At 67.2% G+C, this 25535-nt stretch carries 25 protein-coding genes; 8 read left to right on the forward strand and 17 right to left on the reverse strand.

Going from position 1 to position 25535, the window contains the following annotated elements; genetic code table 11:
- The first annotated feature begins 136 nt into the window (after positions 1-136).
- Positions 137-1075, forward strand: coding sequence for an MBL fold metallo-hydrolase (locus tag LL964_RS11015; protein WP_104587688.1), 939 nt, complete (start codon positions 137-139; stop codon positions 1073-1075).
- A gap of 166 nt (positions 1076-1241) precedes the next feature.
- Complete coding sequence (locus tag LL964_RS11020; protein ID WP_167395349.1) at positions 1242-2894, forward strand: M28 family metallopeptidase; 1653 nt, start codon at positions 1242-1244, stop codon at positions 2892-2894.
- A 133-nt stretch (positions 2895-3027) separates the two neighbouring features.
- On the opposite strand, the gene LL964_RS11025 is transcribed toward LL964_RS11020, so the two are convergent.
- Positions 3028-3417 (reverse strand): Rap1a/Tai family immunity protein, encoded by a 390-nt coding sequence (locus LL964_RS11025; protein ID WP_104587686.1) that lies wholly within the window; start codon positions 3415-3417, stop codon positions 3028-3030.
- 121 nt (positions 3418-3538) lie between these two features.
- Between LL964_RS11025 and yedA the strand changes: the two genes are divergently transcribed.
- Together yedA and rarD are read left to right on the forward strand one after the other, a co-directional pair.
- Positions 3539-4435: a drug/metabolite exporter YedA gene (gene yedA, locus LL964_RS11030; RefSeq protein ID WP_104587685.1), complete on the forward strand. Its 897-nt coding sequence runs from the start codon at positions 3539-3541 to the stop codon at positions 4433-4435.
- The gene (gene rarD, locus LL964_RS11035) at positions 4432-5349 is read left to right on the forward strand and encodes an EamA family transporter RarD (RefSeq protein ID WP_104587684.1); all 918 of its coding nucleotides are present in this window, start codon (positions 4432-4434) and stop codon (positions 5347-5349) included. Before yedA ends, rarD begins: the two co-directional genes overlap by 4 nt.
- A 148-nt stretch (positions 5350-5497) precedes the next feature.
- On the opposite strand, the gene LL964_RS11040 is transcribed toward rarD, so the two are convergent.
- The 5 genes from LL964_RS11040 to LL964_RS11060 form a co-directional block, all read right to left on the reverse strand.
- Positions 5498-6616, reverse strand: a complete 1119-nt coding sequence (locus LL964_RS11040) for an alpha/beta hydrolase family protein (RefSeq protein WP_104587683.1) — start codon at positions 6614-6616, stop codon at positions 5498-5500.
- Positions 6617-6802: 186 nt separating this feature from the next.
- Entirely contained in the window at positions 6803-8122 is a 1320-nt protein-coding gene (locus tag LL964_RS11045; RefSeq protein WP_146092375.1) for an ABC transporter permease, read from the reverse strand.
- 13 nt (positions 8123-8135) lie between these two features.
- Complete coding sequence (locus LL964_RS11050; RefSeq protein ID WP_104587682.1) at positions 8136-9296, reverse strand: ABC transporter permease; 1161 nt, start codon at positions 9294-9296, stop codon at positions 8136-8138.
- 12 nt (positions 9297-9308) lie between these two features.
- Positions 9309-9998, reverse strand: coding sequence for an ABC transporter ATP-binding protein (locus LL964_RS11055; RefSeq protein WP_104587681.1), 690 nt, complete (start codon positions 9996-9998; stop codon positions 9309-9311).
- A 334-nt stretch (positions 9999-10332) separates the two neighbouring features.
- Positions 10333-11577, reverse strand: a complete 1245-nt coding sequence (locus LL964_RS11060; protein WP_167395348.1) for an efflux RND transporter periplasmic adaptor subunit — start codon at positions 11575-11577, stop codon at positions 10333-10335.
- Between the two features lie 414 nt (positions 11578-11991).
- Here LL964_RS11060 and LL964_RS11065 point away from each other — a divergent pair, with 414 nt between their 5' ends.
- From LL964_RS11065 to LL964_RS11075, 3 genes are all read left to right on the forward strand, one after another.
- Positions 11992-13170 carry a sensor histidine kinase gene (locus LL964_RS11065; RefSeq protein ID WP_104587680.1) on the forward strand — a complete coding sequence of 393 codons (1179 nt, stop codon included), beginning with the start codon at positions 11992-11994 and terminating at the stop codon, positions 13168-13170.
- A gap of 85 nt (positions 13171-13255) precedes the next feature.
- Positions 13256-13858 carry a response regulator transcription factor gene (locus tag LL964_RS11070; protein ID WP_104587679.1) on the forward strand — a complete coding sequence of 201 codons (603 nt, stop codon included), beginning with the start codon at positions 13256-13258 and terminating at the stop codon, positions 13856-13858.
- Between the two features lie 157 nt (positions 13859-14015).
- On the forward strand, positions 14016-14804 hold the full coding sequence (locus LL964_RS11075) for a ThuA domain-containing protein (RefSeq protein WP_104587678.1): 789 nt from the start codon (positions 14016-14018) through the stop codon (positions 14802-14804).
- Between the two features lie 101 nt (positions 14805-14905).
- On the opposite strand, the gene LL964_RS11080 is transcribed toward LL964_RS11075, so the two are convergent.
- From LL964_RS11080 to LL964_RS11120, 9 genes are all read right to left on the reverse strand, one after another.
- The gene (locus tag LL964_RS11080; RefSeq protein ID WP_104587677.1) at positions 14906-15448 is read right to left on the reverse strand and encodes a cytochrome b; all 543 of its coding nucleotides are present in this window, start codon (positions 15446-15448) and stop codon (positions 14906-14908) included.
- Positions 15445-16536, reverse strand: coding sequence for a catalase family peroxidase (locus LL964_RS11085; protein ID WP_104587676.1), 1092 nt, complete (start codon positions 16534-16536; stop codon positions 15445-15447). The genes LL964_RS11080 and LL964_RS11085 overlap by 4 nt, the downstream gene beginning before the upstream one ends.
- Positions 16537-16835: 299 nt before the next feature.
- Positions 16836-18206, reverse strand: coding sequence for a leucyl aminopeptidase family protein (locus LL964_RS11090; RefSeq protein ID WP_104587817.1), 1371 nt, complete (start codon positions 18204-18206; stop codon positions 16836-16838).
- Between the two features lie 39 nt (positions 18207-18245).
- Positions 18246-18983, reverse strand: a complete 738-nt coding sequence (locus LL964_RS11095; protein ID WP_104587675.1) for an HAD family hydrolase — start codon at positions 18981-18983, stop codon at positions 18246-18248.
- Positions 18984-19087: 104 nt separating this feature from the next.
- Complete coding sequence (locus LL964_RS11100; protein ID WP_104587674.1) at positions 19088-20194, reverse strand: AI-2E family transporter; 1107 nt, start codon at positions 20192-20194, stop codon at positions 19088-19090.
- Positions 20195-20350: 156 nt separating this feature from the next.
- Entirely contained in the window at positions 20351-20734 is a 384-nt protein-coding gene (locus tag LL964_RS11105; protein WP_104587673.1) for a hypothetical protein, read from the reverse strand.
- A complete protein-coding gene (locus LL964_RS11110; protein WP_104587672.1) occupies positions 20731-21219 on the reverse strand; it encodes a hypothetical protein in 489 nt (162 codons plus the stop codon). The genes LL964_RS11105 and LL964_RS11110 overlap by 4 nt, the downstream gene beginning before the upstream one ends.
- 3 nt (positions 21220-21222) lie before the next feature.
- Positions 21223-21585, reverse strand: a complete 363-nt coding sequence (locus LL964_RS11115; protein WP_104587671.1) for a hypothetical protein — start codon at positions 21583-21585, stop codon at positions 21223-21225.
- A gap of 116 nt (positions 21586-21701) precedes the next feature.
- Positions 21702-23138 (reverse strand): Do family serine endopeptidase, encoded by a 1437-nt coding sequence (locus tag LL964_RS11120; protein WP_104587670.1) that lies wholly within the window; start codon positions 23136-23138, stop codon positions 21702-21704.
- Positions 23139-23381: 243 nt separating this feature from the next.
- Between LL964_RS11120 and LL964_RS11125 the strand changes: the two genes are divergently transcribed.
- Positions 23382-24188, forward strand: a complete 807-nt coding sequence (locus tag LL964_RS11125) for a histidine biosynthesis protein HisIE (protein WP_104587669.1) — start codon at positions 23382-23384, stop codon at positions 24186-24188.
- 304 nt (positions 24189-24492) lie between these two features.
- Here the strand turns inward: LL964_RS11125 and LL964_RS11130 are convergent, their stop codons facing one another.
- Both LL964_RS11130 and LL964_RS11135 read right to left on the reverse strand, forming a co-directional pair.
- Entirely contained in the window at positions 24493-25152 is a 660-nt protein-coding gene (locus tag LL964_RS11130) for a DUF3313 domain-containing protein (protein ID WP_167395347.1), read from the reverse strand.
- 60 nt (positions 25153-25212) lie between these two features.
- Positions 25213-25503: a hypothetical protein gene (locus LL964_RS11135; protein WP_104587667.1), complete on the reverse strand. Its 291-nt coding sequence runs from the start codon at positions 25501-25503 to the stop codon at positions 25213-25215.
- Positions 25504-25535: the final 32 nt, after the last annotated feature.

Here is a 25535-nt window from a genome sequence, read left to right on the forward strand (position 1 = left end):
GCCTGGCGAGCGTGGTTGTCGCGGAGTCGACGGCGTGGGATGCGTCTTCCGGCCGGCTGGCTGGGCTGGTCGCAGGCGTGGCCGGCCGATGATGGTAGGGTCGTGTCGTCACTCGTCGGGCAAGCACGGAGCGGTCATGGCAGCATCGGTCGATAGCGGCATCCATACCATCGATACCGGTTTCGGCGGTGCGCAGTTCGATGCGGCATATCTGATCGTAGAGGCGCAACGCGCTGCCTTCATCGACTGCGGCACCTCGCTGTCGGTGCCGCACATGCTGGCGGCGCTGGAGGTCGCCGGGCTGACGCCGGCGCAGGTGGACTGGTTGATCCTGACCCATGTGCACCTGGATCACGCTGGCGGCGCCGGTGCCTTGCTGCAGCAGCTGCCCAATGCGCGCGTACTGGTGCATCCGCGCGGTGCGCCGCACATGATCGACCCCACCCGCCTGATTGCCGGCGCCACGGCGGTGTATGGGCAGGAAGAATTGGCGCGCAGCTATGGCCGGATCGTGCCGGTGCCGGCCGAGCGGGTGGTGGAGGCCGCCGACGGGCAGGTGGTGCTGCTCGGCGAGCGTGGGTTGCGCACCGTGGATACGCCCGGCCATGCCCGGCATCATCTGTGCGTGTGGGACGCGCGCAGCCACAGCTGGTTCACCGGCGATACCTTCGGCCTGTCGTATCGCCAGCTCGACAGTGAGCAGGGCGCCTTTATCCTGCCGACCTCCTCGCCGGTGCAGTTCGAACCCGAGGCGATGCTGCAGTCGATCGCACGCCTGATGGAGGCCGGGCCGCAGGCGATGTATCTCACCCACTATGGACGGGTCGCGCCGCCGGAGCGCTTGGCGCAGGCGCTGGCGCAGCAGATCCATGCGATGACCGAGATCGCGTTGGGTTGCGCGGCACGCGCGGACCGTCACCGCTGCATGGTGGCGGCGTTGACCGCGCTGTATCTGGAACGCGCGCGCCAGCACGGTTGCAGGCTGGACGATGCGGCCGTGGCACGCCTGCTGGCCACCGATATCGAGCTCAATGCACAGGGATTGGGGTGCTGGCTGGATCGTGCAGCGCACTGAGGTTTGCGCTGCGCAGATTTCGGACGACCAACGCGTAACAGGCCGATGCCGATGCGACGCGGGGCCGCGCCACTGGCGGCTGGCGCGTCGTTGCAATGACCGCTCTCGGGCGCGCGCTTGTAAACTGTCTGTCATCCATCCGTTGCAAGGCCTTACCGTGAATCCGATGCGTATCCTGCTGCTGTCCGCCTGCCTGTTCGTCGGAGGTGTGGCGCAGGCCGCCAACGATCTGCCCGGCGGCGGCATCGATGCCGAGGCGCTGTCGCGGCACGTGCGCCTGCTGGCATCGGACGACTTCGAGGGCCGCGCGCCGGCCAGTGCCGGTGAGCAACGCACGGTCGATTATCTGGTCGAGCAGTTCAAGTCGGCGGGATTGCAGCCCGGCGGCGAGCAGGGTGGCTGGACGCAGGCGGTGCCGCTGGTGCGCGCGCAGGTGGACGGCCCGGTGCGTGCCAGCCTGCGCGTGAGCGGCAAGACCCAGACCCTGGTCAACGGCACCGATGTGACCTTGCAGAGCCTGCGCCCACAGGCCGACGTGGCGCTGAAGCATGCGCCGCTGGTGTTCGTGGGCTACGGCATCAGCGCGCCGGAGCGGCAGTGGGACGATTACAAGGGTGTGGACCTGCGCGGCAAGATTGCGGTGGTGCTGATCAACGATGCCGACTTCGAGAGCGCGCAGCCGGGTGCGTTCGATGGCAAGGCGGTGACCTATTACGGCCGCTGGACCTACAAGTACGAAGAAGCCGCGCGGCGCGGCGCGGCGGGCGTGCTGATCGTGCACGAAACGGCGCCGGCCGCATACGGCTGGGCCACGGTGCAGAGCTCGGGCCTGTCGCCGCTGTTCGATATCGAGCGCAGCGATGCCGATGCCCGCGCGCAACATGTCCAGGTGCGCGGCTGGATGCAGCGCGCCTTGGCGCAATCGCTGTTCAAGCAGGCTGGGCTGGACTTCGAACAGGCCAAGGCGCGTGCGCAGCAACGCGACTTCGCGCCGATGGCGTTGGGCGATGCGGCCTTGTCGGTGGACTTCAAGCTCAAGCGCGAGCGCGTGGTCACCCATAACGTGGTGGCCAAGCTCACCGGTAGCCAGCATCCGGACGAAACGGTGATCTTCTCCGCGCATTGGGACGCGTTCGGCATCGGCAAGGCCGATGCCACCGGCGATACGCTACGGCGCGGTGCGGTGGACAACGCCACCGGCGTGGCCAGCGTGCTGGAACTGGCACGCGTGTTCGCCGCTGGCCCCAAGCCGCAGCGCACGCTGTACTTCATCGCGCTGACCGCCGAAGAAAAGGGCCTGCTCGGCGCCAGCTACTACGCCGCCCATCCGCTGGCGCCGTTGGACAAGACGGTGGCGGTGCTCAACATGGAGATGTTCAGCCCCGATGGTCCCACCCGCGACATCGCCTCGTGGGGACGCGGACGGGTGTCGCTGGAAGGCGATCTGGAAGCGGCCGCCAAGGCGCGTGGCCGCACGTATTCGCCGGATCCGAATCTGGAAGCGGGCTTCTTCTACCGCGCCGACCATTTCGCCTTCGCGCGCATGGGCGTGCCGGCGATCACCGCCGGTCCGGGCCTGGACATGCTCGAAGGCGGCATCGAGAAGGGCAAGGCGCTGCGCGAGAAGTATTTCGCCGATTGCTATCACCAGCCCTGCGATCGCTGGACCCCGCAATGGGACGCCACCGGGCATGCGGCCGATACCACGCTCGTCTACGACGTAGGCGCGGCGCTGGCCAATGGCCGGCAGTGGCCGAGTTGGCAGGATGGATCTGAATTCAAGGCGATCCGTGCGCGCAGCGACGCGGCACGCAGGTAGGGCCTGACGGCTCGGGGCCCGGGGCCGATCGCTTTCGGACCTGTATGCATGCATCGCGTCGGCCTCGATGCCAGGGGAGCAGTGGCTCCGGGCCTGTTGTAGCGGGATCGGTGCTCGCCTTCGTTCCAGCGTTCTAGTTGCGGCACGGATAGCGTTTGGCCAGGACCTGGACGATCAGCCCAGGCGCCGGCTCGTCCAGGCGTGTGTCCGGCAGCGCGGCCAGATCGGCCAGGATCGCGCGCAGATCCGGCGGGCCGACCTTGCCCGCCGGCAGGCACCACTGCGTGCGATAGCTGGCGCTGGCCACGCCCAGCAGGTAGGCGCCGGCGCGGCTGGCCGAGACCATGACCTTGAGCTCGGGCTGATCGGGTGCGTCGATCTCCGGTGCCAGCGAGCCGTCCAGCCCGGCATCGAGCAGCGCATGGCCGGTGAGCTCCCAGGGCTCGGGTGCGCGTGCGGCGACTGCGGTGGTGGAGAACAGGCCAAGGGCGAGCAGGGCCAGCCAGGGGATACGAGGCTGCATGGAGATTCCATGGTGAAGAGAGTCGCCGCGACGATAGCGCGCGCAACGTGCACTGCCTGTAAGGCGTGGGCGCGTGCAGGTGATCTAGAATTGAAGCTTCCGCTGCCGTTGACGCTTCCCCATGTCTTCCTCTCACGACGCTGCCGCGCCTGCGCGCAGCGGATTGGTCGTTGTTGCATTGTTGCTGGTCTACGTGGTCTGGGGCTCGACCTATCTGGCGATCCGGTTCGCGCTGGAGGGCGGTGCGCAGCCGCTGACGATGGTGTCGGGTGCGCGCTTCATCGTCGCCGGTAGCGTGCTCTACGGCGTGCTGCGTTGGCGCGGGGTGGCGGCGCCGACGCGCGCGCAATGGAAGAACGTGGCCCTGATGGGCGCGGCGCTTTTGCTGCTGGGCAACGGCATGGTGGTGCTGGCCGAGCGCAGCGTGTCCTCGGGCCTGGCCGCCACCGCAGTGGCGTCGGTGCCGCTGTGGATGGCCTTGTTCGGCGCCTTGCGCGGGCAGCATGCCAGCGGCGGCGAATGGCTGGGCATCGTGATCGGATTTGTGGGGGTGGTGTGGCTCAATGCCGGCAGCAGCCTCACCGCCACGCCGGGCGGATTGGTACTGTTGCTGATCGCCCCGATCGGCTGGGCATTCGGCTCGGTGTGGTCGCGTGGGCGCGATCTGCCGTCGCCCTTCATGACTGCGGCCGGGCAGATGCTGTGTGGCGGCGTGTTGCTGGTGAGCGCCGGCCTGCTGATCGGCGAGCGCCCGCGTGCATGGCCGACACCGCACGGGCTGATCGCCGTGGCGTATCTGTGCGTGTTCGGCTCGATCGTGGCGTTCACCGCCTATGTGTGGCTGTTGCACCATGTCCGGCCGGCGTTGGCCGGCAGCTACGCCTACGTCAATCCGGTGATTGCAGTGGCGTTGGGCGCGTGGCTGGGACATGAGCGTTTCACCGCGCACGATATCGGCGCGATGGCGGTGATCCTGGCGGGCGTGCTGGTGGTCACCCTGGCCAGGGCGCGGCGATGAGTACACCGAATCCGGTGTCGCCAGCCGAAGCGCGCCGTGGCTTGTTGATCACCGCCTCCGCGTTCGTGCTGTGGGGCGTGGTGCCGGTGTACTGGCATCTGCTCAAGGCGGTGCCCTCGCTGCAGATCATTGCGCACCGCATCGTGTGGAGCGCGGTGCTGGTGGTGGCGTGGCTGCTGGCGACCTCGGGCCTGCGCTGGTGGCGCACGATTGCCGCGCAACCACACGCGCTGCGGATGCTGGCCGCCAGCAGCGTGGCGATCGCATTCAACTGGGGCCTGTACATCTGGGCGATCAACGCCGGCCATGTGATCGAAGCCAGCCTGGGCTATTTCATCAACCCGTTGCTGAGTGTGTTGCTGGGCGTACTGGTGCTCAAGGAGCGCCTGCGCGGCATCCAATGGGTGGCGGTGGCGTGCGCGGCAGTGGGCGTGCTGTGGCTGACGCTCGATGCCGGTGCGCCGCCATGGATCGCGCTGGGCCTGGCCGCTTCGTTCGGTATCTATGGCTTGCTGCGCAAACTGGTGGCGGTGGATCCGGTGGCCGGCCTGGGCGTGGAAAGCGTGTATCTGTTCGTGCCGGCGTTGCTGCTGGCAGGTTGGGGCGAGTACGGGCATGGCGGCGGGTTCTTCAGCGGCTGGAGCCTGCGCACCGATCTGCTGCTGATCTTCGGTGGCGTGGTCAGTGCACTGCCCTTGATCGGATTTGCCTACGGCGTGCGGCGCATTCCGTTGTCGCTGGTGGGGATCCTGCAGTACATCGCGCCCAGCCTGCAGTTGTTGCTGGGGGTATGGTTCTTCCACGAACCGTTCGACCAGGCGCGGGCCATCGGCTTCGCCGCGATCTGGCTGGGTCTGTTGTTATTCGTCGGCGACAGCGTGCTGCATGCACGGCGGACCGCGTCGCCGCACTGAGCCGGCGAGGTGCGGGCGTTGCGGCCAGCGGCGCACCTGGCAGCCTTCTGCGATCTGGTGAGCAGGCATTGCGCGCTGCGGCTTGTCGCGCTTTGCCATGCGCGCAGCAACGCCGCGGCGCAAGCGTGGCCACCCACACGCCGCACGATCAGCTGCGCGACGGCAATGTGGCCGCGGTGCTCACCGCCAGGGTGGGTGCCGGCAGTGGCTGCGGTGCGGGGCAATGGCCGGGCTCCTGCCGGGTTTGCGCCAGCCAGCGATCGATCGGCTCGCCCAGCAGGTCCAGCCGCAGCGGCAGGCTCAGATGGTCCTCGCCCGCCAGTTCCAGGTAGTGCGCACGCGTGCTGGCGGTTGCCAGTGCCCGCCCATGCGCCACCGGGATATGCCGATCGGCGTCGCCATGCAACAGCAGTACGCAGCTGCGTGTGCGCGCCAGGGCCCGTGCGACGTCGACCTGGTCCAGATCCAGCGCGAGCTGCGCGTCGGCGGCGGCGATCACCGCGTCGATGTTCTGGTCGGCGTAGCGCCAGCGTGCGTACGCCGCGACCGCCTGCCCGCGCCAGCCGCTGGGCCGGCTGGCCAGCAGGTGCGGCACCATGTCGCGGATGCCGCGCCCGGCATTGGCGAAGGATTCCATCGCCACCACGCCGGCGACGCGATTCCCCAGTTTGTCGGCGGTGAACAGCGCGGTGGCCGCGCCGTAGGAGATCCCGAACAGATACAGCGGCCCCTGGACTTCGCCCTGCGGGCGCAGCGCGGCCAGCACATCGATCACGTCGTCGGATTCGCGCGTGCCGTAGCCCGAGGGTCCGCCACCGGAATGGCCGTGGTTGCGCAGATCGACGGTGATCACGCGGTAGCCGGCCTGCGCCAGCTGCAGCGACCAGGGCAACAGCGAATCGCCATCCATCATCCAGCCGTGCAGGAGGACGATGGTGCCGCGCGGCGGCGCTGGCGTGGCGGTGGGAACGCTGAAGCTGAAGTCCACATCCAGCGCGTGCGCCGGGTCGTGGCGCTGGCCCAGGTAGCGGTAATGCATGGCGTACTGGCCGGGATCGATGGCGCGCCAGAAGATCGGCACCCGGTCGCGTGTGACCACATGGCCACTGCGGTTGGGCACCGTGGCGATGGCGGCGGCGATGCGCTCTTCGTCCAGCAACGGCGACACACCGCCGGGCGCGACCAGACGCTCGCTGAGCGAGGTGGAGGACGAAGAGCAGCCGGCCAGCCACAGGCAGGCGCAGGCCAGCAGAAGCAGGCGCGTCATGGCGATACGTCAACGGAGCAAACGGCCGGGCAGACTACCGCCTGCCCGATCCGCGCATCTACCGCACTGCAGTGACAAAACCATGACAGCCTGCAATACGCTTAGCCGCAGCAGCCAAGCGCTTTGCTCCGGTCGTTACCAATCCCTAATCCCGACTCCCTAATCCCGGGCGGGCCACAGCCCGCCTTACACCTCACGCAGCGCGGTGGTGATCGGCAACCGCGCCGCCCGCAACGCCGGGAACAGTCCACCGACCAGGCCGATGCCCAGCGCCCATTTCAGACCGCTCCACAGCAGCTCCGGCGACACCTTGAACTGGAACACCACCTGGCTGAAGTTGTTGCCCAGCGTGGACACGGTGTAGCCGTTGAACACCGCCCAGGCGATCAGCCCGCCCAGCAAGCCGCCCAGCAGCGCCAGCAGCATGGTTTCCAGCATCAGCGCCATGATCACCGGCGTGCCACGGAAGCCGATCGCGCGCATCGTGGCGATCTCGCGCGCGCGCGTGGCCACTGCTGCATACATGGTGTTGAGCGCCCCGAACACCGCGCCCACCGCCATGATCGCGCCGATCACCGTGCCCAGGATGCTGATCAACCTGTTCAAGCCGCCACCCTGCTTGCCGTAGTACGCGCGGGTGGTCTCCACGTCCAGCTTGAGCCGTGGATCGGCGGCCATGGCGGCCTTGAACTGCGCGAAGCCGGGCTTGCCGGTGGTGCGCACGTTGATCGACTGGTAGGCACTGCGGTTGTAGGCGGTGGCCAGGGTCTGCGCATCGGTCCACAGCTCCGAATCGTGCGCATCGCCGGAGGCGAAGACGCCTACCACGGTCCACTGCTGGTTGCCGAGGGTGAGCGTCTTGCCCAGCTCCAGGCCACGGAACTGGTTCAGCGCGCCCTTGCCGACCACCAGTTCGCGCAAGCCCGTGTTGAAGCGGCGGCCCTGCACGATCCTGACCTTCTGGTGCACTGCCCAGGCCTGCTCGCCCACGCCGCGCAACTGTGCGTTGACGTCGGTACCATCGGAGCGCGACGCGATGTTGACCACCTGCGACAGTTCCGGCGATACCAGCGGGCGCCCGTTGGCATCGCTGGCGATACCGGGCAGGGCGCCGATCAGCGGCACCAGGTCGCGGGTGATCACCGAGTTGGTCTCCGCCTGCGAGCCGCCGCGCAAGACAATCGCGGTGGTGTCGTCGCCGGTGCTGTTGAGCGTGGCCTGGAAGCCCTGGCCCATCGCCAGCATCGCCACCAGCACGCCGACCACACCGGCGATGCCGACCACGATCACCGAGGTGGAGCCCCAGCGCTGCGGCAGGCTGGCGATCCCGATGCGCGCTGCGGCCAGCGACAGGCGGCCGCTGCGCGTGGCCACCAGCCATAACGCCAGTGCCACCGCGATCGCCAGTACGCCGATCCACGGCAACGCGATCCAGATTCCCAGCCCGACTGCCAGCAGCACCACCGACAGCAGGTTCGCACCACGATTCTTCCATTTGCGTTGCATCTGCGTGCTCCTGTCAGCGGCCGGCGAGGGCATCGACGATCTTCAAGCGCTGCGCGCGTAATGCCGGCAGCATACCTACCACCAGGCCGATCCCGACCATCAGGCCCAGCGCCACCAGCCAGGTCTGCAGTGGCACGCTCTGGGTCGGCATCAGGCCGCCGCTGCGCGCGGACACCGCCGGGATCACCAGTGCCGCCAGGCCCATGCCGATCACGCCGCCCAGGCCGATCAGCAGCACCGATTCGAACATCACCAGGCTCAGTATCGTGCGGTCCTGGAAGCCCAGCGTCTTGAGCGTGGCCAGTTCCGGAATACGCTCGCGTACCGCCTGCGCCATGGTGTTGCCGGTGAGCAGCAACAAGGTGAAGAACACCGCCGCCATGATCGAGGTGACGATCAGGCCGATATCGGCGAACTGCTTGACGAAGGCCTGCTGGAACGCCGATTCGGTCTGCGACTTGGTTTCGTGATCCGAATTGGCCGACAGTGCGTCGATGGCCTGCGCCACGCGCGAGGCCTGGTCGGGATCGCTCAGCGTCACCGTCAGCCAGCTCACCTGGTTCTTGATGTAGTCGTTGGACTCATCGAAGTATTTCCAGTTCATCATCAACTGGCGTTCCTGGTTGGCCGCCACCGTGCGGTCCTTCATGCGGAAGATGCCGACCAGCTGCAACGGCCAGTCGTTACTGCCGCCGCGCGGGAAGATGGTGGCCTGCAGCGGGATGGTGTCGCCGATCTTCCAGCCGAATTGCTTGGCCAGGGTTTCGCCCACCACTGCGCCGGTGCGCGTGGTCTGGAAGGCCTTGAGCTGGTCCTTGGGCAACTCGTACTCGCTGTAGACGTCGAAGAAGTTCGGCGCCACCGAGAAATTCGGGAAGAAGTTTTTCGGATCGCGATAGATGCCGCCGAACCACATTGCCGAGGTCACATCGCGTACGCCCGGCACGCGGCGCACCTGCTCTTCCAGGCGGATCGGCAGCGATTGGGTGATCGACAGCCGCGAGGCCACCACCAGCCGGTTCACCCCGCTGACGCTGCCGCCGGAAGTAAAGGCCACGCGCACCGAATCCAGCATGCCGAACAGCAGGAATGCCGCCACCACCGACAACAAAGTCAGCAGCGTGCGCGTCTTGCTGCGGAACAGCTGCGCCCACACCAGCGAGAGATACTTCATGGCAGCGCTCCTTCAGAGCACGAGCGGCGCATCGGCCAGCTCGCCCTTGTCCAGATGGATGGTGTGCGTGGCGTACTCGGCGGCCTTGGGATCGTGGGTCACCATGACGATGGTCTTGCCGTGTTCGCGGTTGAGTTCCTGCAGCAGGCGCAGGATTTCCTCGGCATTCTGGCGATCCAGATCGCCGGTGGGTTCGTCGCAGATCAGGAACGTCGGGTCCGACACGATGGCGCGTGCGATGGCAACGCGCTGCTGCTGACCACCGGACAGCTCGCTGGGCTTGTGGTTGCGACGTTCCTGCAGGCCGACCAGGGTGAGCGCGATCTCCGCATTGCGCTTGCGTTGCGCGGCATTGAGCGAGGTCAATAGCAGCGGCAGCTCCACATTCTTCTGTGCGGTGAGCATCGGCATCAGGTTGTAGAACTGGAACACGAAGCCCACATGGTGGCTGCGCCAGGTGGCGAGCTGGCCGCCGCTCATGCGGTCGATGCGCTCGCCCTCGATTTCGATTTCACCACCGCTCGGGCTGTCCAGGCCGCCGATCAGATTGAGCAAGGTGGTCTTGCCCGAACCGGAGGGGCCCATCAGGGCCACGAAATCGCCGCTGGCGATCTCCAGATCGATCCCGTGCAACACCTGCACCTGCTCGGGGCCGCGTTGGTAGGTCTTGGTGATGTTGCGCAAGCTGACGAGAGCGGTCATGGCGAGTCCTGGCGAGCGAGAGAAGGAGAGGCACGGACGGTACGGCGACTGCATGAGCGGTGATGCGAATGCACGAGCGGTGTCGCAATGTGTCGAGGCGATGGGGGCGGCTCACCCGCGATCGAGGCTTCCAGGGTCGATCATCGATTGCGCAACGCTCCCGAACGAACGCTGCTTCGGTAGGGTGCCCGGCCAGACCCGGATCCAGTGCAGCGCTGTTCCCGTCGCAAGGTCCGAGCACGGTCTTTCAGTGGTTCATCCATTCGTTGCGGCAGCGACGACGCATGCTCACGTCGCGAGCGCGGTGTGCTGCGCGCTGCCGCTAGGCCGTGCATCATTCGGTCGCGTCCGGTTGCGCGTCGCTCACCGTGTCGCCGTCCTTCAACGCCTGCGGCGGACTCAGCACCACGCTGTCGCCCGCGGCCAATCCGGAGAGCACCTGGCGGTCGTCGCCCATCGCCATGCCGGGGGTGACGGTCCTGGCGGCGACCCGACTCTGCTCGCCGACCACGAACGCCATGGTGCTGCCACCGCGTTCGACCAGCGCAGCAGCCGGCACGCGCACGCCCTGAGGCTTGGCGGCTTGCTGCGGTTTGGCCTGTTCGAGGAAGCTCACCCGTACGCCCATCTCCGGCACGATGCGCGCGTCCTTGACCTTGAAGGCCACCCGCACCTTCACCGTGGCCTTGCCGCGGTCGGCGGTGGGAATGATGGCGATCACCTCGCCGGGGATCTTCCAGTCCGGATAGGCGTTGAGCACCGCTTCCACCGGCATCTTCGGCTGCACGCGGCCGATATAGGACTCGCCCACTTCCACTTCGATCTCCAGCGAGTCCATGTCCACGATGGTGCCGATGCCGGTGCGGGTGAAGCCGCCACCAGCAGACAGCGGAGAGACGATCTCGCCCGGCTGCGCGGCCTTGGCCGTCACCACGCCGGCGAACGGCGCACGCACCACATTGAAGTCCGAACGGATCCCGGCGATGGCCAGCTGATCGGCGGCGACCTTCACATTACGCTGTGCGTTCTGCAATTGCGCGCGCAGGGCGTCGCGCTGCGCGGCGGCCTGTTCGTACTGCGAGCGCGAGACCAGCTGCGCGCCCACCAGCGACTGCAGGCGCGTGGCATCGGCATTGGCCACGGTCAGCTGCGCCTGCATGTTGTCGACCTGGCTGCGCGCGGCCGACAGCTGCGAGGCCGACAGCGTGCGCTGCGCATCGGCATCCAGCGGGTCGAGGGTGGCCATCACCTGGCCTTCTTCCACCCGCATGCCTTCTTCGATCATCACCTGGCGCACCTTGCCGGTGACCTGGGCCGATACCGTGGCCATGCGCCGTGCCACCACGTAGCCGGACGCATCCAGCACCGAGGCACTGCTGCTGCCGGCGCTGATCGCCACCACCGGCGCGGTCTGTACCTTCAGCACCGGTGTACGGGTGAACCACCATGCCGCCGCTGCCAGCAGCAGGACGAGGACGATGGCGGCGATGATCCAGCCGGTACGTCGCGCAGGCGGCGGTGCGGCGGGGCGCTGGCGGTCGATGCGGAGTTGCTTGAGCAGATCGGCGGATGTGTTCATCGATGACCAGGACAGAGGGCTGCGCAGAATGTGACCGCCCGCAACGCGCGCCGCAAGCTGCCGGAAGTCACCAGCCGCAACGCGACGACAAATGGTCGGGACGATCGTCGCCGCGGCCGGACGCTGTGCAGCATGCGGCCGGACCCCTGCGCCCGCCAGTGACAGCTGTCATCCGCACGCCGTGACAGGCGCGACTGTGCGCGGCTGGCCTGGCCGCTCAGGCTTGTGTGCCGCATCACCGCTGGATCTTCCATGCACCGACCCGACCTGGATGAAAGGCACACCCGGTGGCCCCGCACTGTTCGGACGCTGGACGTGAGCGCAACCTCCGGGGACACCACCGCCCGTGCACCGGCACGTGCCCAGGCGGACGCGGCAGTGGCAGAATCGGCCGCTCGACAGGGATTCATTCCGATGCATGCAAGGCTCCCGGCCTGGCTTCGTCCGGCCGCCGATTCGCAAGTGGCCGCGCGCCTGGCGCAGGGCCAATCGCCGTGGATGGACTGCGTGCACCTGCTGTGGTCGGCCTGGGTGTTCGTGGTGCCGGTGTTTTCGCCGCGCGGCTACGATGCGACCTGGCTGTGGTGCACGGCGCTGTCGTATCCGCTGTTCCTGCTGCTGTACGCCCGCATGCTGCTGGCGCCGCGCGGCACCTTGCATCGCTATGCCCTGGCGATGGGGGGGCTCAGTGCCGTGCTGCTGCCGGTGTACGCCTCGGGCATCAGTTACTTCGTGTTCTCCTGCCTGAGCCTGCGCCCTTCCGCGCGGCATGGGTTGTGGCGGCATTTCGCGATCCTGCTACTGATGAATGCGCTGTACCTGGCCTGGGCGCGCTGGCTCGGGCTGGGTTGGCAGGCGCTGGTGTGGTTGCCGGTGTCGGTGCTGGGCATGGCCGCGGTCGGCGCGGTGTACAGCATCAACGAGCGTAAGGATGCGCTGCTGCGCTTATCGCAGGACGAGGTGCGCCGGCTGGCGGCCACCGCCGAGCGCGAACGCATCGGCCGCGATCTGCACGACCTGCTCGGCCACACCTTGTCGCTGGTGGCACTCAAATCCGATCTGGCCGCGCGGCTGATCGAGCGCGACCCACAGGCGGCGCGCGGCGAGATCGATGCGGTGGCGCAGATCTCGCGCGACGCGCTGGCGCAGGTACGCCGTGCCGTCACCGGCATCCGCGCCGCCGGGCTGGTGGCCGAATTGGCGTCCGCACGCGTGCTGTTGGACATCGACGGGATCGTGCTCGACGACCGGCTGGAGGTGCTGCCGCTGCCGTCCGAGCACGAGACCGCATTGGCACTGGTGGTGCGCGAGGCGGCGACCAATGTGCAGCGCCATGCGCAGGCCAAGCGCGTCCGCGTCAGCCTGCGTGCCGATGGTGCGCAGGCGCTGCTGGAAATCACCGACGATGGGCGCGGCGGAGTCATCGTGCCCGGCAACGGCCTGGACGGCATGCGCGCGCGCCTGCAGGCCCTGGGAGGCGGGCTGGAGGTGGAGGCGTTGCCACGTGGCATGCGTCTGCGCGCACGGGTGCCATTGCCGCCTTCGGTGTCCGCGCCGGTCGACGCGTCGCAGCCGGCCCCACTGCTGCCGTAACGCGCCGTGGCGATCGCAGCGCACGTACACGGCATGCGCCCGCGCTGGTATCGTGCGCTGCCGTGCAGGCATGCGAGCGCGAGCGATGATCCGGGTGTTGTTGGCCGAAGACCAAGCCTTGCTGCGTGGCGCGCTGGTGGCCTTGCTGGGGCTGGAAGACGATCTTGCCGTGGTCGGCAGCGCTGGCGATGGCGAGAGCGCGTGGCGCGAGCTGCAGCGGCTGCAGCCGGATGTGCTGGTCACCGATATCGAGATGCCCGGCCTGAGTGGCCTGGAGTTGGCGCAGCGCATCCAGCGCCATTCGCTGCCGGTGCGGGTCATGATCGTCACCACGTTCGCGCGCCCCGGATTCTTGCGGCGCGCGCTCGATGCCGGTGTGGCCGGCTACCTGCTCAAGGATGCGCCGGCCGAACAGCTGGTCGGCGCCCTGCGTCAGGTGCATCGCGGCGGAAGGGTGATCGATCCGCAACTGGCGGTGGATGCCTGGGTGGAAGCGGACCCGTTGAGCGAGCGCGAACGCACCGTGCTGCGCCTGGCCGGCGAAGGCCGCTCGGCCAGCGAGATCGCCCAGCAACTGCAGTTGTCGCACGGCACCGTACGCAACTATCTGTCCGAATGCATCGGCAAGCTGGGCGTGGCCAACCGCATCGAAGCCTACCGGCTGGCGCGGCAGAAAGGCTGGTTGTAGCGCCGCCCAGTCGCAATGAGTGCATGCGGGCGTCGCACTCACTTTCCAGCCTCCGTCAGGCGCCAGCCCTCCGATCACCGCGCGCGGATGTGTGCGCAAGCATGCCGCCTGCGCGCGGGTACACTGCAGAACGATTTCAACCAGGGCGAGCAAACGCATGAAGTTTCTGTGGCTGTCGGGCCTGCTGCTGGTGTGCGCATTCAACGCATCTGCCGAGCAATTCAAGATCCTGGTGGCGGCCATTCCCAACCAGTATCACCACGACTATATCCCCGTCGCCAAACCGCAGTTCGAAGCGATGGCGCGCAAGCACTATGTCGAGATGGTGTGGGCATGGAATGCCAAGGCCTTCGATGGCGACCTGTCGCAATACGCCGCCATCGTGTTGCTCAACACGCCGGCCACCGAGCTGGATCCGGCCCAGCGCGCCAACTTTCAAAAGTACGTGCGCAATGGCGGCGGCGTGGTCGCCGTGCACAAGGCGTTTGCGATCAAGCGTGGCGAATGGGAGTGGTACGACCATCTCATCGGCCGCTCGTTCCGCACCCATCCTTACCTGCAGACCGCGATGGTCGACGTGGTGGACGCCAACTTTCCGGCAACGGCCGGCCTGCCCAAACGCTGGGTGTGGAGCGACGAGTGGTACGAGTACGATCCGCCGTACAGCGACGACTTGGTCACGCTGATGACGGTGGACGAAACCACTTACGATCCCACGCTGATCTGGCCGGGCCAGGTCGCCAAGGGCATGGGCAAGCCGCATCCGGTGGCCTGGTACCACCATTTCGAAGGCGGCCGCGTGTTCGCAACGGCCCTGGGACACCAGGCCGAGGCCTACAACGATCCACGCTATCTGGATCACTTGTACGGTGGAATCTACTGGGCGGCGACCGGTAAGGGTATCGAAGCGCCTGCGCCAGCGGCCAACACAAAACAACAGCGTTAAACATTGGCCCCTTCACCTCGGGAGAAGGGAGCTAGCGCTGCGGCCGGCCATCTTCAGTGCTCCAGCTGCTCACCATCACCCCACGATCAACCACAACCGCATCAACGCGCAGACCGCTCCCCACGCGCCATGCTGGAAAACACCCCGTCGCGGCGTACCCAGGCATGGAACAGCGCCGCGCTCAGGTGCGCCAGCACCGTCGCGAACAGCAGATACGCCAGCCAGCCATGCGCGCTGCGCAGCCAGGCATACAACGCAGGGTCGTGCGGTGCGATCGCCGGCAGGTTCGCGCCCGGCCACAGCACGATCGGGTAGCCGCCAGCCGACAGCATCGCCCAGCCGATCAGCGGCATGCCCAGCATCAAGGCATACAGCAGCCAGTGCGAGGCGATCGCAGCGGCCTTCTGCCACGCCGGCAGATCGGCGGGCAGCGGCGGCGGACGATGGCGCAAGCGGTTGATCAGGCGCAGCACCGCCAGAATCAGAATCGCGATGCCCAGCGGGCGGTGCAGGTCGATCAGCCACGGCCGTTGCGTCACCGAGGCGACCATGCCCACGCCGACGAACAGCATGGTCAGGATCATCGCGGCCATCAGCCAGTGCAGCACGCGTGCGGGAAGATTGAAATGTGTCGTGCGGCTCATCGGCGTGCTCCCTGGCCGGTGGCGGCACTGCCCTGGCCGCTGGCGATCTCGCGCTCGCGGCGGTTGAACGACTGCGCATACACCGACGAGCGCGCGGCCAGGATCGGGTCGTTGGAGGCCGCCAGACCCTTGGGCAGGATCAGCGGGTCGTAATTCAGATCGCGGCACGGCCCGGCGGCCTGCGGCTGCGCATGCTCCAGGGTCAGCGTGCCGGCCACGATCTGCTTGCGGTTCTCCGGCCACGGCTGCGACGGGTCGTCCACCGGATCGCCCGGTTCGGCCACGGTCAGCACCATATCCCAGCGCAGCGGCCCCTCCGCCAGCCGTGCGTCCAGGTCGGTGGCCAGAAAATCGCCATCGGCCTGCTGGCGTTGCTGCGCGCTCAATTCCTTGAACGGGGTATGTGGGTGCATCGACCAGCGGATGTAACGCTCGCGCCCGTCGGCCGCAACCGCGCGGAACGCGTTGACGCCGTTGTATTGCGTGTTGGCCCAGCTATCGGACCAGGGCGCGGTCTTGGCCCACTGCTGGAACTTGGCCGCCTCCGGATACTGCTTGCCGAAGGCCGCCAGCTTGGCCGGGTCCGGTTTGCCGGTGGCCGGGTCGGGCCGGGAGGCCACGTTCAAGGCCTGAAAACCGGCCGGCGTGGCGACCACGAAGAACGGAAAACTGTTCATGGCGGTCCGCCATTCCTGCCCGTCGTCGCTGCGCAGCAGCAGCGCCATGCTGCGTACGCGCGCCTGCCCGTCAGGGCCATACGGATCGCCACCGCCGATGGACATACGGCCCAGCACCGGCGTACTGGGCTGGCTGAAGATGCGTGCCGACGACAGCCAGGTGGCCTTGCCGCTGGATTGGAACTGTCCGCTCACGCAGACACCTTTGGTATGCGCACGCCGGAAGCCCGGATGCGGCGGCCCGCTGGCTTCGATGGTATCGGTCATGCGCGCGGCGGTGAGCCGGTCGCCGCCGATCCAGCCCGCCGTCCAGGCGAAGGCAACGGCGAGACCGCCGGCAATGGCGGCGATGCCCAGCAACGGCAGCACCGGGCGGCGCGGACGTCGGTCGGGGGGAGGTGGCAACGTCATGGCTGGCTCCGGAAGGGTTGGATGGAGTGGGACGATGCGCAGACCCGTTGATTCCACGACCATGCATGCGTTGCGATCGGTTTGCGCAGGTGGGGAATAATCCTTCGTCCGGCGCGTCCAATGCGTGATGCCACTGCCTCGATCGCCCAGGCACGGGCTCGACGACACCAACTGTAGGCCGTGCTGCCTTGTCGCCAGGCAAGCTCAGCTTTTCTCGCCAGCTGCCGAACGAGCGCTCTGGGCATGCAGGCGCTAGGCAGACACCGCCATGCCCCATGCAGAGGCGGGTTGCGCTTCGCTCAGCCGCCGTAACGCTGCTGCAGCATCGCAAACGCCGAGCGCAGCGCCAGCGCTTCGCCGCCGGCCGGGCGCCCCGGGCGGTCGCTGTCGTTCCAGGCGTAGACGTCCAGATGCGCCCACGGCTGGCCCGGGGCCACGAAGCGCTCCAGGTAGAGCGCCGCAGTCACCGCGCCGGCCATGCGCGAACCGGCATTGGCCATGTCGGCCACATGGCTGTTGAGATAGCGCAGATATGGCCGCCACAGCGGCATGCGCCAGACCGGGTCGCGGGTCTGCTCGCCGGCATCGATCCAGCCTTGCGCCAACGCATCGTCGTTGGCGAACAACGCCGGCAGATCCGGGCCCAGCGCGATGCGTGCGGCACCGGTGAGCGTGGCGAAATCCAGGATCAGGTCAGGCTTCTGCTCGGTGGCGTAGCTCAAGGCGTCGCACAGCACCAGCCGGCCCTCGGCATCGGTGTTGTCCACTTCCACCGTGACGCCGGCGCGGGTGGTGAGTATCTCGCCGGGACGGAACGCATTCGGGCCAACCGCATTTTCCACGGCGGCGATCAGCAGGGTCAGCCGCACCGGCAACTGCTGGGCCATCACCAGGCCGGCCAGCGCCAGGGCATGCGCGGCGCCGCCCATGTCCTTCTTCATGTTGCGCATGCCGTCGGCGGGCTTGAGATCCAGCCCGCCGGTATCGAAGCACACGCCCTTGCCGACCAGCACCAGATGCGGATGCGCCGCATCGCCCCATTGCAGCTGGATCAGCCGCGGCGCGCGGTGCGAGGCGCGGCCCACCGCATGGATGGTGGGAAAGTTCTGCGCCAGCAAGGCATCGCCGACGATCGCCTCCACCTGTGCGCCGTGCGCCTGCGCCACCGCACGGGCGGCATCTTCCAACTGCTCCGGTCCCATGTCTTCGGTGGGCGTGTTGACCCAGTCGCGCACGCGCAGGCAGGCCTCGATCAGGGCCCGCGTCTGCGCCGAGGGTGTGGCCGCCAGCTCGGCCGGTGCGCGCGGCACCTTGCGGTAGCGCGCGAAGCGGTAGGCACCCAGGCCCCAGCCCAGATGCAGCAAGGCCTGTTCGGCAGCATCGAGCGGCGTGGCCAGCGTCCAGCGGCTGGCCGGCGGCAGCGCCATCGGTGCATGCGCATAGGCGTAGGCATCGGCACGGTCGCCGATGCCGATCACGGCCCCTGCCAGTCCCTGTTCGCCAGGCAGCAGCAATACGCTGCCGGGAGCGGCATCGAACCGCTGCGCCTGCGCCCACGCCAGCACGCTGGTGGCCTGCTCGGCGCACCAGCGGCTAAACCCTTCGCGATCGAGGACATGCAGCGGTAGCGCGGCAGCGCTGGGATCGGTGAAACCGGTGAGGTGCGACATGGACATCCTTCGATGGCGCCGTGCGCCGGCGGGGTGAACTCAGGCGGGAAGACAGAGGCCGTCGCGTGCGGCGTCGGGGTTCGGGTACTGGGCATCCAGCCACTCGGCCAGCCCGGTCAGGCTGTCGAACTCCAGGTCCGGCCGCTGGGTCGGGTGCGGCCATGGCGCGCCGTCACGATTGATCCAGCACGCGCGCAGCCCTGCATCGAGCGCGCCCAGTACATCCATGCGGACGTGGTCGCCCACATGCAGCACCTGGGCCGGCGGTACCTCCAGGCGCGCGCAGGCCGCCAGGAAGATGCTTGCCTCCGGTTTGGCACAGCCGTGCTCGCGCGAGCCCAGCTGGAAGACGAAGTGATGCATCAGGCCGATGCGCTGCAGGTCGGCATTGCCGTTGCTGAGCGCGGCCACCGGCACGTGACGGGCGAGCCGCGCCAGCGCGTCCAGCGCATCCGGATAGCATTCCACCTGGTTGCGTGCGGCATAGAACACCTCATAGGCGGGCTCCACCAGTGCCAGATCGCCACCGCTTTCGCGCAAGGCCATTTCCAGCGTCAGCCGGCGCAATGCGCTGAGGTCGTGATGCAGCTGCGGATTGTCGGCAAAGCTGCGCTCGCGCAGTTCCCGCATCGCGTCCACCGGGAACCGCTGCGCGGTCGCCGGGCTGTGCTCGCACATCCACTCATACAACACCTGGTCGATGCGCGCACCGATCGGTGCAAACGGCCACAGCGTATCGTCGAGGTCGAGGGTGATGGCGCGGACGTGGAAGCTCATCGCAAGATTTTACGGGCTTGCGCCGGAATTGGGGAATCAGGATCGGGCAACGGCAACTGCGCGGTTGCCTCTACCAATCCCGAATGCCCAACCCCCAATCCCGGCTACTCAAGCAGCCTCGCCCAGCGCTGCATGCCTTCGACCCGGCTCAGCACCATCTTGATGCACACCAGCAGCGGCACCGCCAGCAACAGGCCGACCATGCCCCAGAGCCAGCCGAACAACATCAGTGCCAGGATCAGCATCAGCGGCGAGATCGCCATGCGGCGGCCCAGCACGATCGGAGTGACCACCTGTCCTTCGATCGTATGCAACGCCAGATACAGGATCGCCGGCAGCAGCGAGGAGACCGTACTGCGGAATTCCACGAATCCCATCAGCAGCATCAGCATCACCCCGATCAAGGGGCCGACATAGGGCGCGAAGTTGAGCAGCGCCACCACCGTGCCCCACAACAGCGCCTCGGGCAGTGGGATCTTCAGCACGTACAGGATCCCGGCGAACACCAGGCCCACCAGCGTATTGATCACGCTGATGGTGAGCACATAGCGCGACACCTCGCGCTCGATGTCCAGCATGATCTCGGTGGTGAAGCGTTGCTGCTGCCGGTTGGGCAGCAGGGCGATCGCATGCCGCTGCAGGCTTTCGCCATAGACCATGAAGAAAAAGGTCAGCAGTACCACCGCCAGCACCGAAGCAGCGAGCTTGGGCGTGCGCACCAGCGCCTTGTACGGGTCGTCCAGTTGGGTGCGCACGATCTGCACGCCGCGTTGCTGGCCGCCGCCGGCAGCACGGGCAAAGTTTTCTGCGGCCTGGTTGGCCTGCATCACCGGTTTGGTGAAATCACGCACGTCGCGCGCGATCTGGCGCATCTGCCGCGGCGCCTGCTGCACCCATTCCGATGCCGGCCCAGCCAGTTGCACTGCCAACGCAGCAGTGGCGGCAAGTCCCAGGCACAGCACCAGCAATGCACCCAGGAAACGCGGGATGTACAGCTTGCGCAGTCCACGCAGGATGGGATTGCCGATCAGCGCGAAGAAAGCGGCCAGCATGATCGGCAGGATGATGGTCTGCGCTGCCCATAGCGTGTAACCGACCGCCAGGGTCGCCAGCACGACCAGTGAAGCGGGTGCGCGGGGGCGCGGCGCCGGCGGTGGCGGCAGTGGATCTGCCGGTGCGGCAGGGTCCAGCGAATCGACGGAAAGAGACATGCGCACCCTGGCGGCGGACTGGCATGCTGCCAGCGGAGCGTCATTATCGGCACATTGCGTCAACGGCGCGCACAGGAACCGTGTGTTCGATGTCACCGTGCGACCGGCCGGCGGTCCCGGCGACTGCCGTCACCAGAACCCCACTATCGCGCTGACTCAGGCCGCGCGTTCCACCGGCACCTGCACCACCGTCACCGGTGGATCGGCCGCCACTTCTTCGGCATTGTCGGCAGCGCGCTCGGCCTGTTCGGAGGCCTCCTGCGCACGGTGCGCGGTAAACAGTGCGGAGATCGTGCTGATCATCTGCAGAATCTTGGGAATGCCTCCCAGCTTGCCGGCGATGCTGCCCAGCGCGGCCTGCGGCTCGTTGCGACCAGTGACAAAGCCCAGCCCGAAGCCGACCGTGAGAATCCGTAGCGGCGACCACCCAGCCCGCCAGGTCTGCCGTAATTCGCCCCAGTGCGCGCGCGTCTCCTGCGCTCGGCCCTCGACCAGAAATTCAGCGCGCTCCACGCGCTGACGCAAGGTGCCGAATTTCATGCGCGTCCTCCACTGGCGTGCGACGCGTTTGCGTCCTCATCGCCGTTGCTGTCGTCGAAAATGCCCAGCCTGATCAACTGCCGACGTGTGGCGTTCATCCCGGTGTGGTCGAAATAGAAGAACACGCGCCACGCCGCGATGCCGGTCACCAACAGGCTGGCAAGTGCAGTGAAGAACATCGCCTGGAACCACGACAGCCCCGCGCGCTGCAGCAATGCAATGATCGCCCCGGCAAGCAACAGCCACGACGACGCACCGAACACCACCGCCACGCAGGCCCAGGCCAGGCCACGGCCAAAGGCGCTGCGCGCCAACTGCAGGTCGGCCGACACCAGCCGGCGCAACGCGCGGCTGGTGTCCTTGGCCGAACCCAGGGTGGCGCGGCCGGCAGCGCCAACTGCGCGAACGCTCTCGTCCAGCCCCGGCGTCGTCTCGCGCGCGTCCGGCGCGTCGGCCCCGGCGGCTGTGGAAGCCTGATCGCTCACGGCTTAGTTGTCGTTGCTGCGTGCCAGCTTGGCGATCACCCAGCCAGCGGCGAATGCCACGCCGAATGCGGCCAGCGGACGTTCGCGGATCAGATCGGTGGCGCTATCGAGCAGATCGTTGCCCTTGGCGACCAGGACGTCCATCTGCTCCTTGGCTGCGGCGCCGCCGAACTCGGCAGCGGCCATGCCGGCCAGGGCGGTATCGGACAGCTCGGCCTTGACGTTGGCTCGACCGAGCTTGAGTTCGTCGCCGGCGGCGCTGGTCGCGCCCTTGACGGCTTCGCCGGCGGCGCTGGCAGCGGACTTCAGGTGGCTGCCGGCTTCGCTCAGGTTTTCCTTCAGCTGTTCGGTATTGGTGGGGCTCATGTGGTATCTCCTTCAGTCGTTGATGGCAGCCGCCACTCGCGTGGGGTCGTGCGGTAGCAATAGCATCGGGGGGGTGTAGGAGGTGTTAGTGGGATCGGCGGCGGCTGCACATGCCGTCAACGCATCAGTGCGTCGTACTGCGCATTGCCGCGCAGGATCCGTACCACCAGCTGCTGCGGTTTGCGCTGGAAGTTGGCGCGCCAGGTGGCCAGGTCGGCGACCTCGCCCACGCTGCTGGCCACGATCACATCGCCGGACACCAGGCCGTTGGCGGCAGCGCGTCCGCCGCGTTTGACCTCGCTGACCATGACCCCGGTAATGCCGGATTGGCGCAGCGATTCGGGCAGGTCGGTGAACGTGGCGCCGCCCAGCCGCGGGTCCAGCATGTCGCCGGTGACCGTACGGTCCTGCTCCTTCAAGGTGGCCCTGAGCTTGAGCGGTTTGCCATCGCGACGGATGTCCAGCGTCACCGCACTGCCGACCGCCTGCAGGCCTTCGTAGTTATGCAGCGCTTCGGCGCTGTCCACGCGCTGGTCGTTGGCAGCCACCACCACATCGCCCGGCTGCACGCCGGCGGCAGCGGCGGCCGACCCCGGCAGCACGCGCGTCACCAAGGCGCCGCGTTGCGATTCCAGCCCCAGGCCCTGGGACATCTGCACAGTGAGGTTCTGGGTCTCCAGGCCCAGCGTGCCGCGCACGACCACGCCCTTGGTCACCAACTGCTCCACCACGCTGCGCGCCAGGTTGGACGGGATCGCCAGGCCCAGGCCGATATTGCCGGCCATGCTGCCCTGCGGATTGAAGCTGGCGGTATTGATGCCCACCAGTTGCCCTTGCAGGTTCACCAGTGCGCCGCCGGAATTGCCGGGATTGATCGATGCATCGGTCTGGATGAAGTTCTGATAGCCCAGCCCGCGGATGCCGCTGCGACCCACCGCCGAAACGATACCGGAGGTGACGGTCTGGCTGAAACCGAACGGATTGCCGATCGCCACCACGAAGTCGCCGACACGCAGCTGGTTGCTGTCGGCCAATTTGATGTCGGTGAGCTTGTCGGCCTTGATGCGGATCAGCGCGATATCGGTGTCGGCGTCGGATCCGATGAACTCGGCCTTGACCGTGCGACCGTCGCCGAGCGTGACCTGCACATCGTCCGCATTCTCGATGACATGGTGGTTGGTCAGTACATAGCCCTTTTGCGCATCGATGATCACGCCCGAGCCGAGCGATTCGTTGATGCGGTCCTGCGGTATCTCCGGAAACAGCCGGCGCAGGATCGGATCGTTGAAGAAGGGATTGCGTACGCGCACCACCTGCTTGGTGTTGACGCTGACCACCGCCGGCATCGCCTGCTGCAACATCGGCGCCAGCGAGGGCACCGGTTGTCCGGCGACGGCAGCCGGCAATGCGGCCGCCGTCGGCAAGCTAAAGGTGGCGTTGCCGGAAGGCGTGGCTTCGGCACGGTTGTCCAGCCAGGCATTGATGCCGGTTGCGGCGAAGCCGCCGAACGCAGCGGCCAGGGAAAGCGTAAGCAAGGTGGGAAGCGGTCGCATGGAACGGATTCCGGAGTTGCGCGGTGGAGAAGGAATAGGGTGTCTGACTGCGTAAATCAAGCTGAACGAGAGTGCCAGTCGGCAATTTAACTGCCGGTGAAAGCGTCCTGCGGCGGGGGATGCGGTTGCGTTGACAGCCCGTGTGGCCCGGCGTAGCGTCCGCTTCATCCGATGCCTGTTCAGCATATGCATGCTCGCCCGCATCGCCCGCGTTTTTCGCACTGATGCCCTGAAGGAGGGTCTATGAGCAACGGCAATGGTGTGACGGCAACCCTGTCCGACGCCGTCGAGAGCGTAAAGAGCAGCGCAACCGAACTGACCGAGACTCTCGCCAGCAGCACCAGCGAAGCGGTGAGCACTGCGCAGGAAGCGGCAGGCGCAGCGGTGGAAGAGGTCAAGACGCGGGTCGCAAAGGCACGCAAGGCGGTAGTCCAGGCCGAGCAGCGGGTGGTCGAGAAGGCCGGCGAAGCGGCCGGCGCCGTCAAGCGCAGCGTCGCCAGGACCAAGCGCTCGCTGGGCGCGACCAAGGACGCTGCCAGGGACAAGCTGGTTGCCACCAAGGATGCTGCCAAGCAGAAGCTGGTTTCGACCACGGACGCTGCCAAGCAGAAGCTGAGCAAGACCAGTGCCGCAGCCAAGAAGAAGATTGCGGCCACCAAGGCCAATACCAGGCAGAAGCTGGAGACTGCCAAGGCCAACGCCAAGGCCGAAGCGGCCGCACTGACGGCCAAGACCGCGGCCAGGAAAGCCGCGCGCAAGACTGCGGTGGCGACGGTGGGTGCGCGCACGGCGGCCAAGAAGGCGGCCGCCAAATCGGCAGCGGTCAAGACCTCGGCGGCAAAGAGCCCCGCCAAGAAGACGCCAGTGGCCAAGCAGACCGCCACCAGGCAGGCGGCGATCAAGAAAGCACCGCTGAAGAAAACGGCGACCAAGACCGCCTTGAAGAAAGCCGCCAAGGTGACCAAGACCCCGGCAACGCGTGCGGTGGCCAAGACCACCGCCGCCCGCAAGGCCGTGGGCAAGAAGGCAGCCAAGCGGGTCACGCGCTGAGGCGTCGTGCCGCAGGCGGCATCTCAAAAAACCGGCGCTGTTCGCACAGCGCCGGTTTTTTGTGGCCGAGGGTGATGAATGCGCTGCGGCGGACCGACATCTTCGCAGAGCAAAACATCAGCCATCGCGTCGTTACCGACGTGCTTTCTCAGCGGAAGAGTTGAACTGAGGGCAACGCACGGAGCTTGCCGTTGTAGCGATGATGCAGCGCGCAGCGCGTCACCTCGTCCGCCCTTGCGGGGCACCTTCTCCCGGCGGGAGAAGGGAGCAGCACCGTTGCGACACCACGATTCCCGATTCCCACCTACTCCAGCCCCTCGACCAACTGCTCGGCACCTTTGCGAATCCCTGCCTTTGCAGCGTCATAGGCGCCCAGGCTGGCCTTGATGTTCATGGCACTTGGGTACTGCTTTTCGACATACGCAGCGAGCAGGCGATCGGTCTGCGCGTCGAAGATCTCCACCGCGTAGCTCACCGAGCCGGAGAATGCGCCTTGCTTGCCGCGTGCGGCCTGCACCACGTTGTAGGAGCCGCCGCCCAGGTCCACCTTCATCAAGGTTCCCAGTACGCGTTTGCTGGGCTTTGCGCCGGTCAGGGTGATGCGTATCCGCAAGGTGTCGCGGTCGGCCGAAAGCGTGGGGCGCCAGCGCCGCGCGATGGCGTTGCCGAAGTGCTGCTGCATCTCATCGGCGAGCATGCGCTTGTCCTGCTCGGGCACGTTTTCGAACTGCGCATCCGGGCCGCGGTAGATGGCGACCGGCTCGATGATGGCGGCGCGATAGCGCGACCAATCCACCTCGCTCTGGTAGGCATACGGCATGCGATTGCCACGGCTGCCGTCGTGCGGGCGCAGATAGCTGGACGAGGCCAATTGGCGGTAAGGCATCGGGCCGGTGCTGGCGCAGCCGAACAGGGTCAGGCCGACGAGGGCGAGCGTGCAGCAACGAATGAGACGCTGGGACATGATGACGAGCCTGTGGGAAAAATCGAACGGGGGCGGGCGCCAGCGGTGCGGATGCCGGCTTCAGTGCAGCAGCGCATAGACCAGGATCAACGCAAAGGCGATGCCCGACGCGGCCAATAGCCCGCCGCGCGTGGCCCAGCGCTGCAGGCGGCGCTGCTTGCGCGCGCTGCGGATGTCCGGCAGCGCGCACCAGACGTCGCGGTTACGGATGCCGATGCGGCCGCAGCGCAAATCCGCCAATGAAAGTGGATCGCCGGCAGTGGCGATCGGGTTGTCGTTGGCCGCCCTGTGCAGCGTCGACAGCGCCGGACGGGAACCTGCGATTGGGGTGGGACGGGGCGAGTGCATCATCACCAGGCATCCTGGATGCTTGCGGTAACTGC

Source organism: Xanthomonas melonis (assembly GCF_020783655.1).
GTDB classification, from domain to species: Bacteria; Pseudomonadota; Gammaproteobacteria; order Xanthomonadales; family Xanthomonadaceae; genus Xanthomonas; species Xanthomonas melonis.

What these genes read in the sequence shown, in the direction of transcription:
- LL964_RS11015 (WP_104587688.1), top strand. Translation starts at nt 137, where the DNA reads ATGGCAGCATCGGTCGATAGCGGCATCCATACCATCGATACCGGTTTC.
- LL964_RS11020 (WP_167395349.1), top strand. Translation starts at nt 1,242, where the DNA reads ATGCGTATCCTGCTGCTGTCCGCCTGCCTGTTCGTCGGAGGTGTGGCG.
- LL964_RS11025 (WP_104587686.1), bottom strand. Translation starts at nt 3,417, where the DNA reads ATGCAGCCTCGTATCCCCTGGCTGGCCCTGCTCGCCCTTGGCCTGTTC.
- yedA (WP_104587685.1), top strand. Translation starts at nt 3,539, where the DNA reads ATGTCTTCCTCTCACGACGCTGCCGCGCCTGCGCGCAGCGGATTGGTC.
- rarD (WP_104587684.1), top strand. Translation starts at nt 4,432, where the DNA reads ATGAGTACACCGAATCCGGTGTCGCCAGCCGAAGCGCGCCGTGGCTTG.
- LL964_RS11040 (WP_104587683.1), bottom strand. Translation starts at nt 6,616, where the DNA reads ATGACGCGCCTGCTTCTGCTGGCCTGCGCCTGCCTGTGGCTGGCCGGC.
- LL964_RS11045 (WP_146092375.1), bottom strand. Translation starts at nt 8,122, where the DNA reads ATGCAACGCAAATGGAAGAATCGTGGTGCGAACCTGCTGTCGGTGGTG.
- LL964_RS11050 (WP_104587682.1), bottom strand. Translation starts at nt 9,296, where the DNA reads ATGAAGTATCTCTCGCTGGTGTGGGCGCAGCTGTTCCGCAGCAAGACG.
- LL964_RS11055 (WP_104587681.1), bottom strand. Translation starts at nt 9,998, where the DNA reads ATGACCGCTCTCGTCAGCTTGCGCAACATCACCAAGACCTACCAACGC.
- LL964_RS11060 (WP_167395348.1), bottom strand. Translation starts at nt 11,577, where the DNA reads ATGAACACATCCGCCGATCTGCTCAAGCAACTCCGCATCGACCGCCAG.
- LL964_RS11065 (WP_104587680.1), top strand. Translation starts at nt 11,992, where the DNA reads ATGCATGCAAGGCTCCCGGCCTGGCTTCGTCCGGCCGCCGATTCGCAA.
- LL964_RS11070 (WP_104587679.1), top strand. Translation starts at nt 13,256, where the DNA reads ATGATCCGGGTGTTGTTGGCCGAAGACCAAGCCTTGCTGCGTGGCGCG.
- LL964_RS11075 (WP_104587678.1), top strand. Translation starts at nt 14,016, where the DNA reads ATGAAGTTTCTGTGGCTGTCGGGCCTGCTGCTGGTGTGCGCATTCAAC.
- LL964_RS11080 (WP_104587677.1), bottom strand. Translation starts at nt 15,448, where the DNA reads ATGAGCCGCACGACACATTTCAATCTTCCCGCACGCGTGCTGCACTGG.
- LL964_RS11085 (WP_104587676.1), bottom strand. Translation starts at nt 16,536, where the DNA reads ATGACGTTGCCACCTCCCCCCGACCGACGTCCGCGCCGCCCGGTGCTG.
- LL964_RS11090 (WP_104587817.1), bottom strand. Translation starts at nt 18,206, where the DNA reads ATGTCGCACCTCACCGGTTTCACCGATCCCAGCGCTGCCGCGCTACCG.
- LL964_RS11095 (WP_104587675.1), bottom strand. Translation starts at nt 18,983, where the DNA reads ATGAGCTTCCACGTCCGCGCCATCACCCTCGACCTCGACGATACGCTG.
- LL964_RS11100 (WP_104587674.1), bottom strand. Translation starts at nt 20,194, where the DNA reads ATGTCTCTTTCCGTCGATTCGCTGGACCCTGCCGCACCGGCAGATCCA.
- LL964_RS11105 (WP_104587673.1), bottom strand. Translation starts at nt 20,734, where the DNA reads ATGAAATTCGGCACCTTGCGTCAGCGCGTGGAGCGCGCTGAATTTCTG.
- LL964_RS11115 (WP_104587671.1), bottom strand. Translation starts at nt 21,585, where the DNA reads ATGAGCCCCACCAATACCGAACAGCTGAAGGAAAACCTGAGCGAAGCC.
- LL964_RS11120 (WP_104587670.1), bottom strand. Translation starts at nt 23,138, where the DNA reads ATGCGACCGCTTCCCACCTTGCTTACGCTTTCCCTGGCCGCTGCGTTC.
- LL964_RS11125 (WP_104587669.1), top strand. Translation starts at nt 23,382, where the DNA reads ATGAGCAACGGCAATGGTGTGACGGCAACCCTGTCCGACGCCGTCGAG.
- LL964_RS11130 (WP_167395347.1), bottom strand. Translation starts at nt 25,152, where the DNA reads ATGTCCCAGCGTCTCATTCGTTGCTGCACGCTCGCCCTCGTCGGCCTG.
- LL964_RS11135 (WP_104587667.1), bottom strand. Translation starts at nt 25,503, where the DNA reads ATGATGCACTCGCCCCGTCCCACCCCAATCGCAGGTTCCCGTCCGGCG.